Source organism: Microbacterium sp. ABR10 (genome assembly GCF_057812175.1).
In genome coordinates this window covers 2,183,690-2,200,057 of record NZ_CM173821.1, presented here as the reverse complement: position 1 = coordinate 2,200,057, position 16,368 = coordinate 2,183,690, and the positions used below count along the sequence as shown (strand labels likewise).

At 67.0% G+C, this 16,368-nt stretch carries 10 protein-coding genes and 2 rRNA genes; 10 read left to right on the top strand and 2 right to left on the bottom strand.

Annotated features, from left to right (window positions below; all coding sequences use genetic code 11):
* Positions 1–380 precede the first annotated feature (380 nt).
* The 3 genes from ACXKZF_RS10220 (at position 381) to ACXKZF_RS10210 (ending at position 4,504) form a co-directional block, all read left to right on the top strand.
* Positions 381–3,490 (top strand): 23S ribosomal RNA (locus ACXKZF_RS10220).
* 101 nt (positions 3,491–3,591) lie between these two features.
* Positions 3,592–3,708: ribosomal RNA gene (gene rrf, locus ACXKZF_RS10215) — 5S ribosomal RNA — on the top strand.
* 196 nt (positions 3,709–3,904) lie between these two features.
* Positions 3,905–4,504: a gamma carbonic anhydrase family protein gene (locus tag ACXKZF_RS10210; protein ID WP_488984130.1), complete on the top strand. Its 600-nt coding sequence runs from the start codon at positions 3,905–3,907 to the stop codon at positions 4,502–4,504.
* Positions 4,505–4,601: 97 nt separating this feature from the next.
* Here ACXKZF_RS10210 and ACXKZF_RS10205 read toward each other — a convergent pair whose 3' ends face one another.
* Entirely contained in the window at positions 4,602–7,274 is a 2,673-nt protein-coding gene (locus ACXKZF_RS10205) for a phosphoenolpyruvate carboxylase (RefSeq protein ID WP_488984129.1), read from the bottom strand.
* Between the two features lie 488 nt (positions 7,275–7,762).
* Between ACXKZF_RS10205 and ACXKZF_RS10200 the strand changes: the two genes are divergently transcribed.
* Complete coding sequence (locus tag ACXKZF_RS10200; protein WP_488985990.1) at positions 7,763–8,380, top strand: MazG nucleotide pyrophosphohydrolase domain-containing protein; 618 nt, start codon at positions 7,763–7,765, stop codon at positions 8,378–8,380.
* Positions 8,381–8,552: 172 nt separating this feature from the next.
* Positions 8,553–9,800 carry a histidine--tRNA ligase gene (hisS, locus tag ACXKZF_RS10195; protein ID WP_488985989.1) on the top strand — a complete coding sequence of 416 codons (1,248 nt, stop codon included), beginning with the start codon at positions 8,553–8,555 and terminating at the stop codon, positions 9,798–9,800.
* Positions 9,801–9,923: 123 nt separating this feature from the next.
* On the opposite strand, the gene ACXKZF_RS10190 is transcribed toward hisS, so the two are convergent.
* A complete protein-coding gene (locus ACXKZF_RS10190; RefSeq protein WP_488984128.1) occupies positions 9,924–10,781 on the bottom strand; it encodes a helix-turn-helix transcriptional regulator in 858 nt (285 codons plus the stop codon).
* 128 nt (positions 10,782–10,909) lie between these two features.
* On the opposite strand from ACXKZF_RS10190, the gene ACXKZF_RS10185 reads away from it, so the two are divergent.
* From ACXKZF_RS10185 to ACXKZF_RS10165, 5 genes are all read left to right on the top strand, one after another.
* A complete protein-coding gene (locus tag ACXKZF_RS10185) occupies positions 10,910–12,355 on the top strand; it encodes an MFS transporter (RefSeq protein ID WP_488984127.1) in 1,446 nt (481 codons plus the stop codon).
* 126 nt (positions 12,356–12,481) lie between these two features.
* The gene (locus ACXKZF_RS10180; RefSeq protein ID WP_055953487.1) at positions 12,482–13,291 is read left to right on the top strand and encodes an SGNH/GDSL hydrolase family protein; all 810 of its coding nucleotides are present in this window, start codon (positions 12,482–12,484) and stop codon (positions 13,289–13,291) included.
* 150 nt (positions 13,292–13,441) lie between these two features.
* The gene (locus ACXKZF_RS10175; RefSeq protein ID WP_235561252.1) at positions 13,442–14,050 is read left to right on the top strand and encodes an O-methyltransferase; all 609 of its coding nucleotides are present in this window, start codon (positions 13,442–13,444) and stop codon (positions 14,048–14,050) included.
* 183 nt (positions 14,051–14,233) lie between these two features.
* Positions 14,234–15,514, top strand: coding sequence for a phosphopyruvate hydratase (gene eno, locus ACXKZF_RS10170; RefSeq protein ID WP_243223205.1), 1,281 nt, complete (start codon positions 14,234–14,236; stop codon positions 15,512–15,514).
* Between the two features lie 223 nt (positions 15,515–15,737).
* On the top strand, positions 15,738–16,337 hold the full coding sequence (locus ACXKZF_RS10165) for an FtsB family cell division protein (protein ID WP_488984126.1): 600 nt from the start codon (positions 15,738–15,740) through the stop codon (positions 16,335–16,337).
* Positions 16,338–16,368 lie beyond the last annotated feature (31 nt).

Sequence of the window (16,368 nt, the reverse complement as noted above, 5' to 3'; positions counted from 1 at the left end):
GTCCAGGCGCCGGATCAGACCGTTCGTGTCTGCCGGTAGCTCATGGGTGGAACATTTGACTTGGTGCTCATTTTGATGGTTTTGGATCTAGTACGCAGCTTGCTGTGGGAACGGTTCGGGGTCGGAGGGGTGGGTACATGCACGCTGTTGGGTCCTGAGGGGCCGGGCGCTGATCGCGTCAGTCTTTGGGCTGGGTGGTTGGTGGCTGTTCCTCTGGGCCTTCTTTGGCTTCACCGGTTGGTGGGGTGGGAGGGGGTTCCGCCCGTACTTTGAGAACTACACAGTGGACGCGAGCATCTTCGACATGATCCTTCGGGATGGTGTCGTGAAGATGATCTTAAAGATCATTAGTCAATTTTTTGACGATTCAACTCATGTGATTTCAAGTCTTTAAGAGCAAACGGTGGATGCCTTGGCATCTGGAGCCGAAGAAGGACGTAGCAATCTGCGATAAGCCTCGGGGAACTGATAAGCGAGTTTTGATCCGAGGGTGTCCGAATGGGGAAACCCCGCCAGGGCGCGTGCGTGCCTGGTGACTCCCGCCTGAATATATAGGGCGGGTAGAGGGAACGTGGGGAAGTGAAACATCTCAGTACCCACAGGAAGAGAAAGCAAAAGCGATTCCGTGAGTAGTGGCGAGCGAAACCGGAAGAGGCTAAACCTAGCGTGTGTGATAGCCGGCAGGTGTTGCACGTTGGGGGTTGTGGGACTTTTCTGATTGTTCTGCCGAGCAGTCGACGTGACAAGAGGGTATAGACGAACGGTTTTGAACGGCCGGTCATAGAGGGTGCGAACCCCGTAGTCGAAATGCCTGTTCTTGGCGTGAAAAGTATCCCAAGTAGCACGGGGCCCGAGAAATCCCGTGTGAATCTGTCAGGACCACCTGATAAGCCTAAATACTCCCAGATGACCGATAGCGGACAAGTACCGTGAGGGAAAGGTGAAAAGTACCCCGGGAGGGGAGTGAAATAGTACCTGAAACCGTTTGCTTACAAACCGTTGGAGCCTCCTTAGTAGGGGTGACAGCGTGCCTTTTGAAGAATGAGCCTGCGAGTTAGCGATACGTGGCGAGGTTAACCCGAGTGGGGTAGCCGTAGCGAAAGCGAGTCTGAATAGGGCGATTCAGTCGCGTGTCCTAGACCCGAAGCGAAGTGATCTATCCATGGCCAGGTTGAAGCGACGGTAAGACGTCGTGGAGGACCGAACCCACTTAGGTTGAAAACTGAGGGGATGAGCTGTGGATAGGGGTGAAAGGCCAATCAAACTTCGTGATAGCTGGTTCTCTCCGAAATGCATTTAGGTGCAGCGTTGCGTGTTTCTTGCCGGAGGTAGAGCTACTGGATGGCCGATGGGCCCTACAAGGTTACTGACGTCAGCCAAACTCCGAATGCCGGTAAGTGAGAGCGCAGCAGTGAGACTGTGGGGGATAAGCTTCATAGTCGAGAGGGAAACAACCCAGACCACCAACTAAGGTCCCTAAGCGCGTGCTAAGTGGGAAAGGATGTGGAGTTGCTTTGACAACCAGGAGGTTGGCTTAGAAGCAGCCACCCTTGAAAGAGTGCGTAATAGCTCACTGGTCAAGTGATTCCGCGCCGACAATGTAACGGGGCTCAAGCACGCCACCGAAGTTGTGGCATTGACATTTTTGGTAGGCCTTCGTGGTCCAGCCGTGTTGATGGGTAGGAGAGCGTCGTGTGGCGAGTGAAGCGGCGGGGTGACCCAGCCGTGGACGCTACACGAGTGAGAATGCAGGCATGAGTAGCGAAAGACGTGTGAGAAACACGTCCTCCGAAAGACCAAGGGTTCCAGGGTCAAGCTAATCTTCCCTGGGTAAGTCGGGACCTAAGGCGAGGCCGACAGGCGTAGTCGATGGACAACGGGTTGATATTCCCGTACCGGCGAAGAACCGCCCAAGCTAATCCAGTGGTGCTAAGAGTCCTAACCAGGAATGGATGGATCCCTTCGGGGTGAAGCCGTCTTGGCGAACGCTCGACCCCATGCTGGTGCGGTTAGCGTATTAACAGGTGTGACGCAGGAAGGTAGCCCAAGCCAGGCGATGGTAGTCCTGGTGCAAGTGCGTAGGCCGACTCTTAGGCAAATCCGGGAGTCATGAAGGCTGAGACACGATGCGGATAAAAAGTGGGTGATCCTATGCTGCCGAGAAAAGCATCGACGCGAGGTTCAAGCCGCCCGTACCCCAAACCGACTCAGGTGGTCAGGTAGAGAATACCAAGGAGATCGAGAGAATCGTGGTTAAGGAACTCGGCAAAATGCCCCCGTAACTTCGGGAGAAGGGGGGCCATCCACTTATTAGGACTTGCTCCGAAAGGGTGTGGTGGCCGCAGAGACTAGTGGGTAGCGACTGTTTACTAAAAACACAGGTCCGTGCCAAGTCGCAAGACGATGTATACGGACTGACGCCTGCCCGGTGCTGGAAGGTTAAGAGGACCGGTTAGCCGCAAGGCGAAGCTGAGAATTTAAGCCCCAGTAAACGGCGGTGGTAACTATAACCATCCTAAGGTAGCGAAATTCCTTGTCGGGTAAGTTCCGACCTGCACGAATGGCGTAACGACTTCCCAACTGTCTCAACCGCGAACTCGGCGAAATTGCATTACGAGTAAAGATGCTCGTTACGCGCAGCAGGACGGAAAGACCCCGTGACCTTTACTACAGCTTGGTATTGGTGTTCGGTGTGGCTTGTGTAGGATAGGTGGGAGACGGTGAAGCATTCACGCCAGTGAGTGTGGAGTCATTGTTGAAATACCACTCTGGTCACTCTGGATATCTAACTTAGGACCGTGATCCGGTTCAGGGACAGTGCCTGGTGGGTAGTTTAACTGGGGCGGTTGCCTCCCAAAATGTAACGGAGGCGCCCAAAGGTTCCCTCAACCTGGTTGGCAATCAGGTGGCGAGTGTAAGTGCACAAGGGAGCTTGACTGTGAGACTGACAGGTCGAGCAGGGACGAAAGTCGGGACTAGTGATCCGGCAGTGGCTTGTGGAAGCGCTGTCGCTCAACGGATAAAAGGTACCTCGGGGATAACAGGCTGATCTTGCCCAAGAGTCCATATCGACGGCATGGTTTGGCACCTCGATGTCGGCTCGTCGCATCCTGGGGCTGGAGTAGGTCCCAAGGGTTGGGCTGTTCGCCCATTAAAGCGGTACGCGAGCTGGGTTTAGAACGTCGTGAGACAGTTCGGTCCCTATCCGCTGCGCGCGTAGGAAGTTTGAGAGGATCTGACCCTAGTACGAGAGGACCGGGTTGGACGAACCTCTGGTGTGTCAGTTGTTCCGCCAGGAGCACCGCTGATTAGCTACGTTCGGGATGGATAACCGCTGAAAGCATCTAAGCGGGAAGCCGGCCTCAAGATGAGACTTCCATACCCTTAGGGGTGAGAGGCTCCCAGCCAGACTACTGGGTTGATAGGCCGGATGTGGAAGCGTAGTAATACGTGAAGCTGACCGGTACTAATAAGCCGATGACTTGATAACACACCGTTTTTGGTGCTTGCGTCCACTGAGTGGTTCTCGATGTACGGTCGAGAACAACAACAATGAAATATCGTTGTTGGTTTACGGAACATCAATAGTGTTTCGGCGGCCATAGCGAGAGGGAAACGCCCGGTCACATTCCGAACCCGGAAGCTAAGCCTCTCAGCGCCGATGGTACTGCAGGGGGGACCCTGTGGGAGAGTAGGACACCGCCGGACTTCCTTTAAGCCGAAATGGCCACCCAACGCTGGGTGGCCATTTCGCATTTCACCACCCACGCACCACCACGCGCTGGTACGTGATCCCCCAACCGGGGACCACGCACCAGCGCTTCGTCGTACCCGGTGCACGTCGCGGTCGCTCGGACGGAAGGGTCGGCGCTACGCTGACCGCATCGATGGGAAGGACGCGGCCATGCGATTCAGTCACCTCGGGGCCGATCCCCGCATTCATCCGGATGCCGTTGTGGCGCCCACAGCCGTCATCAGCGGCGACGTGACCATCGGGGCCGGGTGCCAGGTCCTGCACGGCGCTGTTCTCACCGCCGAGGGCAGCCCGGTGGTGCTGGGGGAGAACACCATCGTGATGGAGAATGCTCTGATCCGGGCCAGCGCCACCCACGCCGTGCACATCGGGCCGCACACCCTGATCGGTCCGATGGCAAGCGTCGCGGGCGCCGACGTCGGCGCCGAGGTCTTCCTCGCCACTGGCACCCGTATCTTCAACGGAGCCGAGATCGGAGATCGCAGCGAGGTCCGCATCAATGCGGTCGTCCACCTACGCACCGTGTTGCCCGCCGAGACCATCGTCCCGATCTCCTGGGTCGCAGTCGGCGATCCGCTGCTCATCCTCCCACCCGACCGTCACGAGGAGATCTGGGCTGCGCAGAAGGAGCTCGACTTCCCGGGTTATGTCTTCGGGCTCGACCGCGAGACGCCTGACCTGATGGTGCAGCTCACCGAGCGCTACGGCCGGAGCCTCTCCCGCCACGCCTCAGACGTCCGACTGGACTGAGACGTCGACCCGACGGTCGTGCCCCTCGCCGCGCGGGAACGGTGGCGCGCCGTCACCCGTTCTGGGGGCGCCGGCGCGTCACGGGATCGGGTTGGGCTCAGCCGGTGTTCTGCAGACCCGCAGCCACGCCACTCACCGACAACAGCAGGAGGCGCTGCTGCTCGGCATCCGGGATCTCCGACTCGGGCGAGGCATCGCGCAGGGCGCGGAGCGCCCGCAGCTGCAGCAGTGACAGGGCGTCGACGTAGGGGCTGCGCATCTTCACGGCGCGCTGCAGAACGGGCTTGTTTCCGAGCAGATCGCCGCCGGTGATGCGCTCGACCCAAGAGCGGGTGAGCAGCATCTCGTCCATGACGAGCTGAGCGAGGTCGTCGCGGTCGCCGAGCGCGAGGTAGCGGCGGGCGATGCGCTCGTCGGCCTTCGCCAGGCTCATTGCGACGTTGTCGATCATCGTGCGGAACAGCGGCCACTGCTCGTAGGCCTCACGGAGACGCTGCTCATCGTCGACGGCGTCGAGTGCCGTGCCGAGACCGAACCATCCCGCGAGGTTGATGCGCGCCTGCGTCCACGAGAACACCCACGGGATCGCTCGGAGGTCTTCGAGCGACTCCACTGACAGACCTCGGCGTGCGGGGCGCGAGCCGAGGGCGAGGTGGCCGAGCTCCTCCATCGGAGTGACCGTGGCGAACCACGGCGCAAAGCCGGGCGCCTTCACCAGGGCGAAGAAACGCTCGCGCGAGGCGATGTCCATGATGCGAGCGACGTCGGCGAAGGCATCGGCCGCTCCCCGGTTGCGCCGCTCGATCGAGGGAGAGGATGCCGTGAGCACCGCAGCCGCGACCTGGTCGATGTGGCGCATTGCGATGTCGGGGTCGCCGTAGCGAGCGAAGATCACCTCGCCCTGTTCGGTGAGCTTGAACCGACCATCGACCGAGTGGGGCGGCTGGGCCAGGATGGCCGAGTTGGCGGGTCCGCCGCCTCGACCGAGCGCGCCACCGCGGCCGTGGAAGAGCGTCAACTCGATGCCCTCGGCTGCAGCCCAGGTCGAGATCTGCGCCTGAGCCTCGTAGAGAGCGAGGTTCGCAGCGACGGGGCCGACGTCTTTCGACGAGTCGGAGTAGCCGAGCATGACCTCGAGGCGACGGCCGGTGGCATCCAGTCGGCTGACGAACGAGGGGTGCGTCACGATCTCGGCGAGGATGCCGGGAGCCGCCTGCAGGTCGGCGAACGTCTCGAACAACGGGATGACGTCGAGCACGGGGAGCGCCTCGCCCGGGCCCATCGCGTTCGAGGCGAGTTCGTGCACGTTCGCGAGGTCTTCGGCGGACTGCGTGAACGAGACGATGTAGCGGCCGGAGGCGCGGGGTCCGAAGCGCTCTTGTACGTAAGCGATGGAGCGGAAGACCTCAAGCACCTCGTCGGTCAATTCGCTGCGCTGACCGCCGACGCGAAGCTCTTCGAGCACCTTGCGGTGTACCGCCGAGTGCTGGCGGACCTCGAGCTCGGTGAGGTGGAAGCCGTACGTCTCGACCTGCCACACCAGTCTCTGCAGCGCACCGTAGGCCTGCCGCGCGGCGCCGGCGGTGACGAGCGACTCTTGCACGGTTCGCAGATCGGCGAGCAGGTGCTCGGGGTCGCGGTACGCCAGGTCGGCGTTGCGGGTGCGGGTCGCGGCGATCTTCCGAGCCAGCAGCAGCAGGATCCGGCGGTGCGGCTCCTCGGGGGAGCGCTCGGCGATCTCCGTCGCAGCATCTTCGTCGGCGGCACGCAGGCGGTGCCACAGAGCGACGAGGGCGTCGCTGGGCGGGGTGGTGCCGGCATCCAGAGTCAGACCTCGCCCCACGCGGAGCGCGGTGCGCTCCAGGCCGAGGAGCACGTGTTCGCTCGCGATCGAGGCGGCCTTGCGGGTCACGGACGCCGTGACGAACGGGTTGCCGTCACGGTCTCCACCGACCCAGGAACCGACGCGGACGAACGGCTTCACGATAGGCGCGCGGGATCCCGCGTTCTCGCCCTGGAGGATGTCGTCGATTCGGCGATAGACGTGCGGCACAGCGGTGTACAACGTCTCGTCGAACACGGCCATGACCGAGCGCACCTCGTCGACGGGAGACGGCTTCTCGCGGCGGAGGGGAGCGGTGCGCCAGAGCGTGTCGATCTCCTCCAGCATGCGGCGCTCGGTGCGACGCGTCTCGGCCGCGTTCTCACCCGCGGCGTCGCGTTCGCCGAGGAGTTCCGACAAACGACGGATGCTCGTCGAGATCGCTCGGCGCCGGGCCTCGGTGGGGTGCGCCGTGAAGACGGGGTGGAAGCGCAGGGCCTGGAGTCGCGCGAGGGCGGTCTCTTCGCCGACCTCGCTCGACAGCCTCTCGAAGGCGCTGGCGATCGTGTCGGGGATGCCGCTGCGCGACGGCTGATCACCGCGCTCGCGCAGGACGCGCACGCGCTGATGCTCTTCGACGAGGTTGACGAGGTGGAAGTACGCCGTGAAGGCACGGGCGACTTCGTCGGCCCGCTCGATGGAGAAGTCGTCGGCGATGGCCGCGGCTCGCTCGAACGCGGCGGACGTCTCGTCGGTGTAGGCCTGGATCGTCGCTGTACGAAGTCGTTCGACGTCGTCGTACAGTCCGGGGGAGCCGCTCTCCCGAAGGACACGGCCCAGCAACGATCCGAGCAGGCGCACGTCGGCACGCATCTGTTCGGGGAGCTCTTGGCCGGCTTCGAAGCGGCCCACGAGGTCGATGGCCTCGGTCGGGGTCAGATCACGCACACGGCCAAGATTATCTGCGTCGCGTTGCGCGCAGATGACACGTCGACGCGGTGGTACCGGTCGACAGCGTGTGGAGAAGCCGTCGCGACGACTCGGCGGCGCGCCACGTGACGGAGATTCTCCGGCCTGGGGGCAGCATCATGGCCGATGTGAGGTCGCGCGCGGAGCGTCGTGCGAACTTTTCCTGCGCCCGGGGGTGGGTGCGCCCGTCGGCGTCGAGACGCACGAAGACTTGTCGAGCGGGAGAAACCCGCGAGCCGCCCAGCGGAGATCCGCTCGGAACGTTGCGCCCGCGGGCACCGCGACGTCCCGCGCGGGAAGGCCCCGGTGTCCGGGGATCCGTGGGATCCGTCTCGGCTCGACCGGAGGAGCGGCGGGCGGGGCATACTCAGGGGAGCGTTTCCCGCGGAACCGGTGGATGCCGGGCGCCACGGGTCGCGGAAGGAGATCCCGTGAGCGTCGACGCCCTGCGCGAGGCCGCCGAGACGATGCACGCCGTGCGCGAGCGGTGCGTGTGGACGCAGCAGATCGACCATCGCGACCTCGTGCCCTACCTCGTCGAGGAGAGCGCCGAGGTGATCGACGCGGTGGAGGCGGGCACCCGCGCCGACCTGCGCGAAGAGCTGGGCGACCTGCTCTGGCAGGTGCTGTTCCACGCCGAGATCGCCGCGGGCGATCCCGACGATCCGTTCGACATCGACGATGTGGCGCGTGGCCTCACCGAGAAGATGGTGCGGCGTCATCCCCACGTGTTCGCGGATGCCGTGGCATCCACTCCCGAAGAGGTCCTCGTGCACTGGGACGCGGCGAAGGCCGCTGAGAAGCGTGCGCGCACGAGCGTCCTGGACGGGGTCAGCGACCACATGCCCTCGCTGGCGCTGGCGCAGAAGATGCTGGGCAAGGCGGCGCAGACCGGGGTGCCCGCCCCGTCGCATCGGCTCGCGGATCCCGAGACCGAGACGGAGCTGGGCGACGCGCTGCTGATGCTGGTGCACCTGGGACGCACCCGCGGGTGGGATGCCGAACGCGCCCTGCGCGAGCGCCTCCGCACGCTGCGCACCGAGGTGCAGACCGCAGAGCGGTACCCCGGAACACCGGCGGGCTGAGCGGGTCCTCACGCGAGATCACTCCCTCGGCGCGGGGGCGCACGACGAGCATGCGTGACGGGCGATCAGCCGTCGACCTCGAGCCAGGCAAGCGTCAGCCGCCCCCGCATCCGGACCTGCCGCCCGGGCCTGGAACAATGGGACTGTGGCATCTGTGAACCCGCCGCGCGGCATGCGCGACTTCCTCCCCGCTGACAAGGCCCGTCGCGAGCGCGTGCTCGCCGTCATCCGCGAGCGGTACCGCGCGCACGGGTTCGACGAGATCGAGACCCCCGTCATGGAGGACTACGACCGCCTCCACGCCGGTATCGGCGGCGACAACGAGAAACTGTCGTTCAGCATCCTGAAGCGCGGGATGGATGCCGAGGGCATCCGCGCCGCGGCAGACGACCCGGCTGCCCTCGCCGACCTGGGCCTGCGCTACGACCTCACCGTTCCGCTCGCCCGCTTCTACGCGACGAACCGCGCGCAGCTGCCGACGGTGTTCCGCGCGATCCAGATGGCGCCGGTGTGGCGCGCCGAGCGTCCGCAGAAGGGGCGCTACCGCCAGTTCCTCCAGTGCGACATCGACGTCATCGGCGACGCCACCGCCCGCGCCGAGGCCGAGCTCATGATCGCGAGTCTCGACGTGCTCGACGCTCTGGGGCTCACGGGCGGCTCGATCCGCGTGAACGACCGCCGCGTGCTCGACGCGATGCTCGACGTGTTCGGTTTCGCCCCCGAGGAGCGTCCCGGCGTTCTGATCACGATCGACAAGCTCGACAAGGTCGGGCCCTCGGGCGTCGTCGCCGAGCTCCGCGGACGGGGAGCCGACGAGGGCGCCGTCGATGCTCTCTCCGCCTACCTCGACCGGCCGGCGGCATCTCCGACGTTCGACGAGGTCGGGATTCGTGCGGCCCTTCCCGACGGTATCCCCGACGAGGTCATCACCCACCTCGTGGCCCTGGGCGACACCGTCGCCGCCGCCCGAGGTGCCGATGCGCCGCTGGTTTTCGACCCGTTCCTCGTGCGCGGGATGGGTTACTACACCGGCACCATCTTCGAACTGGCGCACCCGAGCGTCGACTACTCGCTCGGCGGCGGAGGACGCTACGACGGCATGATCGGTCGCTTCCTCGGCCAGCAGGTCCCGGCCGTGGGGTTCTCGATCGGCTTCGAACGCATCGTCGACCTGCTGCCCGACACCGACGCCGAGGGAGAGCGCTCGGTCGTGCTCGTGCACGATCGCGACGTCGCCCTCGCCCCGCTGCTCGCGATGAAGGCGCACCTCGTCGCCGAGGGCGCACGCGTGCGCATCGAGCAGCGGGTGAAGAACATGAAGGCGCTGCTCGAGCGGTCCGCGGCCGACGGCTACACGTCGTTCGCCTCCGTCGACACCGAGACGACCGCCGACACGCTCGAGTTCAAGTCGCTCGCCTGATCCGCGCGGAGGTGCGCCCGTCTCACGGCGACACCGACTCCCCGCGTGGCAGCATCCGAGGGCCGATATCCGCCAGGCCGCCGCTCGCTCGGCGAAGGGAGCGGAGCCTCGACACGGGTCCCCTCACGCCACCGCGCTGATCAACGCCTCCTCGGGGCTCTCGGCGGTGAGACGCTCCAGACGCCCCGCGGTCGCGGCATCCCGGGGCGAGAACCACACGACGCGTGAGCCGAGGCCGTCGTCGATCCACAGGCTCGACATCTCGAGGTGCAACTCGCCGACGCGGGCGTGCACGAGGTGCTTGGTGGCGTTCCGCTCCCCGCCGACGTCGCCGAGGCGCCACAGCTCCCGGAACCGCGGGGACTCCTCTTCGAGATCGGCGATGAACCGCTGCCACGCGGGTTCTTCATGGTGGCGCCCGTACGCCGATCGCAGACGCGCGGCGATGCGCCGCTGCGCGTGATCGAGGTCGGCATGCGACCGCTGCCAATCGGAATCGGTGAACAGCAGCACGGCGCAGTTCCGGCGCTCGGCGGCGATGTCGTCGAGGTCGTCGAAGAGGTAACGGTAGGCGCGGTTGTAGGCACGGATGTCGAAGCGCGCGGTCTGTACCGCGGCCGGGTACGGCAGGAGCTTCTCGAGCAGGTCGAGATGGGTCGCCCCGACGCAGAGTCGCGCTTCGCGGTCGGGGACCGGGAGGTCGGCGAGGGCGAAGAGGTGGTCGCGCTCGTCATCGCTCAATCGCAGGGCTCGCGCGATGGCGGTGACGACCTGGGCGGACGCGGCGATGGGGCGACCCTGCTCGAGCCAGGTGTACCACGTGAGTCCGACGCCGGCGAGTTGTGCGACTTCTTCGCGGCGGAGGCCCGTCACGCGGCGACGCGTACCCTCGGGGAGGCCGACGTCGGCGGGGCGGAGGCGGGCGCGGCGGCTGCGCAGGAACGCGGCGAACTCCACGCGGGCGTCATCGGATCGCGTCATGGCGTCCCTCTCTCTCGCGGCGATCGTAGATCGCCGGCTCGGCGTGCGTGCGGCCTGAGGGGAGTGCTCCCACTACCAGGATGAGCGCACTCCTGGTACCAGGATGCCGCGGTCTCCATGCTGGCACCATGACGACTTCCGCCCACCCCGCCACCGGGAGCGCGCCGGTGCCGATCCGCCCCGACCTCGCCGAAGGCGTACCGACGTGGCGCTATCTGGGATTCCTCCTCGGACCGGGCGTGGGAACGTTCGCCTTCAATGCGGTGACGGTGATCCTCCCGACGCTCCGCGAGCGCTTCGGCGCCGACGACATCTCGCTCGAACTGGTCATCGCCGGCTACGGCATCCCGTTCGCCGTGCTGCTGATCCTCGGCGGGCGACTCGGCGACCGGTTCGGCCGCCACCGCCTCTACACCCTCGGGATGGGGCTGTTCCTCGTCTCGGCCATCGCGTGCGCCCTCGCTCCTTCGATCGACACCCTCATCGTCGCGCGCGTGATCCAGGGCGTGGGCGCAGCCCTCTGCACCCCTCAGGTGCTCGCGACCATCCAGGCCACCTCGCGGGGACCGGCCCGTACCCGCGCGATCGCCGCGTTCGGCGCGAGCGGAGGAATCGGCGCCGCGGTCGGTCAGGTCGCCGGCGGCGCCCTCGCCGCCCTCTCATTCGGCCCCGTCGAGGGATGGCGAGCGGTGTTCGTGGTGGTGGCGTTCGTCGCCGGCGCGGCGATCGCCCTGGCGCCTCTGGCCCCGAGCTCCCGGGCTCATGAGGTCGTTGCCATCGACCTGATCGGGACCGTGGCGCTCGCCCTCGGAATCCTCGCCGCCTCCGTCGCGCTGACCTTCGGACCCGTGTGGAACTGGTCATGGCCGGTGGCCGTAGCGCTCGTCGTCGCCGCAGGCGCGCTGTGGTCGATGTGGAAGCACCAGGATGCCGTCGAGCGCTCTGGCCGCGTCCCCCTGCTGCCGCCCAGCGTCCTGCGCCTGCGGCCCCTGCAACTCGGGCTGATCGCAGCGGGGCTCTTCTTCGCGGGATACTCCGCGCTGCTGTACGTCTTCCCGCGAGCCGTCGAGGCCGGGGGTCTCACTTCCTTCGAGGCGGGGATGGCACTGCTGCCCTTCGCCGTGGTCTTCGCCGGAGTCTCGCTCGCGGTGGCCCGCATCCAGAGCCGTCTCGGCGACTCGACGCTCGTGCTCGGGGTCGCGCTTCAGATCGTCGCGCTCGTGGCGATGGCCGCGATCCTCGTCGCGGCGTGGGGGAGCGGAATCGGCCTCTGGCTGCAGCCGGCCCTGCTGGTGCTCGGAGCGGGACAGGCGCTGATCTTCTCGCCCCTCACCCAGCTCGTCGTGCGCGAGGTGCCGGTGGAGGCGGCCGGGCTCTCCGGAGGCATGTTCAGCACTGCACAGCAGATCGCGCTGTCGTTCGGGGTGATCGTGATCGGCGGGGTGGTGAGCTTCAGCGGGGTGGCCGGCCGAGAGGAGCTCCTCGCGGGGCTCGCCCTCGACCTCGTGCTCGCCGTCGCCGTGCTCGTGCTGGCCGTCGTGCTGCGCGCACGAGGCGCACGCGCCGCGGTCTGAGCGGGGCGTACGAGATTCCGGCATCCCGAGACTGCTCGAGAATCCACGGGATGCCGGGAGGCCACCGTCGCCGCAGCGTCACGCGTCGTCCACCGGGCGTTCACCCCGGGCGAGTGTCATCGGAGCATGTCTCCGCGTCGGCCCCTCGCCGTGACGGCCGCGTCGTCGATCGCCGTGCTGAGTGCGGCGGCGGTGGGGCTCCGCGCCCTGCTCACCCGACAGGCGGCGATCGCACGGCGCCGCATCGGCAAGCCCCTCGGCGAAGAGGCTCTGGATGCCGACCGGATCTGGCGCCGCAAGAAGCATCCGGGGGAGCCTGTCGAGCTCCTGCTGCTCGGGGACTCCATCGCTGCGGGTCTCGGCGCAGGGCACCGGCGCGACACGCTCGGCGCGCGCCTGGCGAAGGGCATCGCGCGGCAGGCCGGTCGCCCGGTCCGGTTGCGCACCGTCGCCGTCGTGGGGTCGGAGACGTCAGCCCTTGCGGGGCAGATCGCCGCTCTTCCGGCGGAGTACCGAGCGGATGCCGCCGTGATCGTCGTCGGCGGCAACGATGTGACGCACCGCATCCCGGCATCCCGATCCGCCGAGCAGCTCGAGGACGTCGTGCGAGCGCTGCGCGACGACGGCATCCCGGTGGTCGTGGGAACGTGTCCGGACCTCGGGACGCTCCGTGCGATCCCGCAGCCTCTTCGGGCGCTCGCTGCGCGGTCGTCGCGGCAGTTGGCTGCCGCGCAGGCCACCGCCGTCCATCGCGCCGGCGGTCGCGTCGTCGCCCTCTCGCGGGCGGTGGGTCCGGTGTTCGCCGAGCGCCCCGACGAGATGTTCAGCGTCGACCGCTTCCATCCGAGTGCCCTGGGTTACCGACGCACGGCCGAGGCGCTGCTGCCGGCGGTGCTCGCTGCGCTCGAGGCGGCCGCGAGGTCCGACGCCCGCTGACACGTTGCCCAGGTCCGTCCCGTGCGCGCTCGGCCCAGCACGGGCCTCCCGGGCGTTGACCCGCGCTGCCCGCGTCGACAGGGTGGGATGGTGCCTACCCACGACGACGTCGACGCCTTCCTCACGGCCACCCTCGTCGGTGACGATCCGATGCTGGATGCCGCGCTGCGGGCGCAGCACGACGCCGGTCTCCCGGCGATCGAGGTGGCCCCCGTCAACGGGAAGTTCCTGCATCTGCTCGCCCGGATCGCCGGGGCGCGGAGGGTGCTCGAGATCGGCACCCTCGGCGGGTACTCCACGATCTGGTTCGCCCGCGCCGTCGGCCCCGCCGGCCGCGTCGTGACGATCGAGGCCGAACCGGACAACGCGCAGATCGCCCGCGCCAACCTCGCGCGCGCCGGAGTCGCCGACCGCGTCGAGGTGCGGATCGGACGCGGGGCCGACGTGCTGCCGACCCTTGCGGGCGGCGTCCCGTTCGACCTCGTCTTCATCGACGCCGACAAGGAGTCCAACACCCTGTATCTCGACTGGGCGGCGCGCCTGGGTCGGCGCGGCACCGTCGTCGTGCTCGACAACGTCGTGCGCGCGGGAGAGGTCGCCGACGCCGACACTGCCGACACGAAGGTCCGGGGCGCGCGCCGCGGCGTCGAGATGCTCGGCACCGACCCCCGCTTCGACGCCACCGCCTTGCAGACCCTCGACCGCAAAGGGTGGGACGGCATCGCGCTGGCGATCATCGTCGACACCGCCGCTCCCTGACCCGGTCGCGAGGTCCGTGCCGGTCGAAGGACCTGCCCGCAACCGACGGGTTCCGCCACCTCGCGTCCGCGGATCCACGGCTGACCGGCATCCGTCCCCACGGCCGTCACCCCGTGTCACTAGACTCGACGACGGACCGACGACGCTCCGCCCTCTTTCCCCAGAACCAACGAGGAGTCCTTCGTGGCACTTATCGAGGCTGTCAACGCGCGCGAGATCCTGGATTCGCGCGGTAACCCGACCGTCGAGGTGGAGGTGCTCCTCGACGACGGAATCGTCCAGCGGGCGGCCGTCCCCTCCGGCGCGTCCACCGGCGCGTTCGAGGCCTACGAGCTGCGCGACGGCGACAAGAGCCGCTACAGCGGCAAGGGTGTGCTGAAGGCCGTCGCCGCCGTCGTCGACGAGCTCGGTCCCGCCATCGAGGGCGTCGAAGCCAGCGAGCAGCGCATCATCGACGAGATCCTGATCGAGACCGACGGCACCGAGAACAAGTCGCGCACCGGCGCCAACGCCATCCTCGGCGTCTCGCTCGCCGTCGCCAAGGCCGCCGCCGACAGCGCCGACCTGCCCCTGTTCCGCTACCTCGGCGGCCCCAACGCGCACCTGCTGCCCGTGCCGCTGTTCAACGTCATCAACGGAGGCGAGCACGCCGACAACGGCATCGACTTCCAGGAGTTCTTCCTCGCGCCCATCGGCGCCGACACCTACAGCGAGTCCCTGCGCTGGGGCACCGAGGTCTACCACGTCCTCAAGGGCGAGCTGAAGTCCGCGGGGTACAACACGGGTCTCGGCGACGAGGGCGGCTTCGCCCCCGACCTGCCCAGCAACCGCGAGGGCCTCGACTTCCTCATCCGCGCGATCGAGAAGGCCGGCTTCACCCCGGGTCAGGACATCGCCGTCGGCCTCGACGTCGCCGCCACCGAGTTCTTCAAGGACGGCGTGTACACCGTCGAGGGCAAGGAGTGGAGCGTCGACACGCTCGTCGACTACTTCGCCGACCTCGTCGCGAACTTCCCGATCGTCACGATCGAGGACGCGCTCGCAGAGGACGACTGGGACGGATGGAAGAAGCTGACGGAGGCCATCGGCTCCAAGGTGCAGCTCGTCGGCGACGACCTGTTCGTCACCAACCCCCAGCGTCTGCAGAAGGGCATCGACCTCGGCATCGCCAACTCGCTGCTCGTGAAGGTCAACCAGATCGGCACGCTGAGCGAGACCCTGGATGCCATCAACCTGGCCACCCGCTCGGGCTACACCTCGATGCTGTCGCACCGCTCGGGCGAGACCGAGGACACCACCATCGCCGACCTCGCCGTCGCGGTCAACGCCGGACAGATCAAGACCGGCGCCCCCGCGCGCAGCGAGCGCGTCGCGAAGTACAACCAGCTGCTCCGCATCGAGGAAGACCTCGGCGACGCCGCGGTCTTCGCGGGCCGTTCGGCGTTCCCCCGTTTCAAGGGCTGATCGTTCGATCCGAGGGAGGGGGAGCCGCGGGGCTCCCCCTCCCTTCTTGTTTCCCGGGGTCCGCGAGGGCGCTACCCGGCGGTCGAGATCCCGGCGTCCCGGCCGATCATGGTCACCCGTCTGAGCGGATGCCGAGCCCCCGGCGCGTCCCCGGAGCGCCTCGAAGTGGCGACGTAGACTCGCCTGCGGCCTGATCGACAGTCCATGAAACGAAGGGAGGGGCGTGGAACGACCGACCCTGCCTCCCCGCCGTCCCGTGGCATCCGAGGCCCCGAAGGCGAAGAAGACACCGAAGCGTGCGCCCAGCGCCCGGCCCGATCGTCCGCCGCGACCGTCGGCGCCCGAACGCCGCGTGGACGTGCGCGACTGGCTCGGCCGAGTGCGCGTCTCGGGTTTCGTCGTCATCATGCTCGGTCTGGTCGTGCTGGGCACCTTCGTGCTCGTGCCCACGGTGGGGACGTACATGGACCAGCGTCAGCAGATCCAGGCGCTCGAGAGCGCGGTGAAGATCGGCCAGTCCGAGGTCGAGGATCTGCAGATGCAGCGCGACCGATGGTCGGACCCCGCATACATCCGTACGCAGGCGCGTGAGCGCCTCGGCTATACCTTCCCGGGCGAGGTCGTCTACCTCATCGACAACGACCTGCCCGCGTCGGCGACGCCGCAGGAGCAGGACGACGTCAGCGGAGACGTGGGTCAGACGCGTACCGACTGGATGGCGCAACTGGTGCGCTCGGTCACCGCGTCCGGCGCGGCGCAAGTGGCCGTGCCCACGATCGGCGTGCCCGATCCGACGCCCGCGCCCGACGCTCCCGCACCCTGACCGCATCCGTCCCGCCTTCCGACACGCGCCG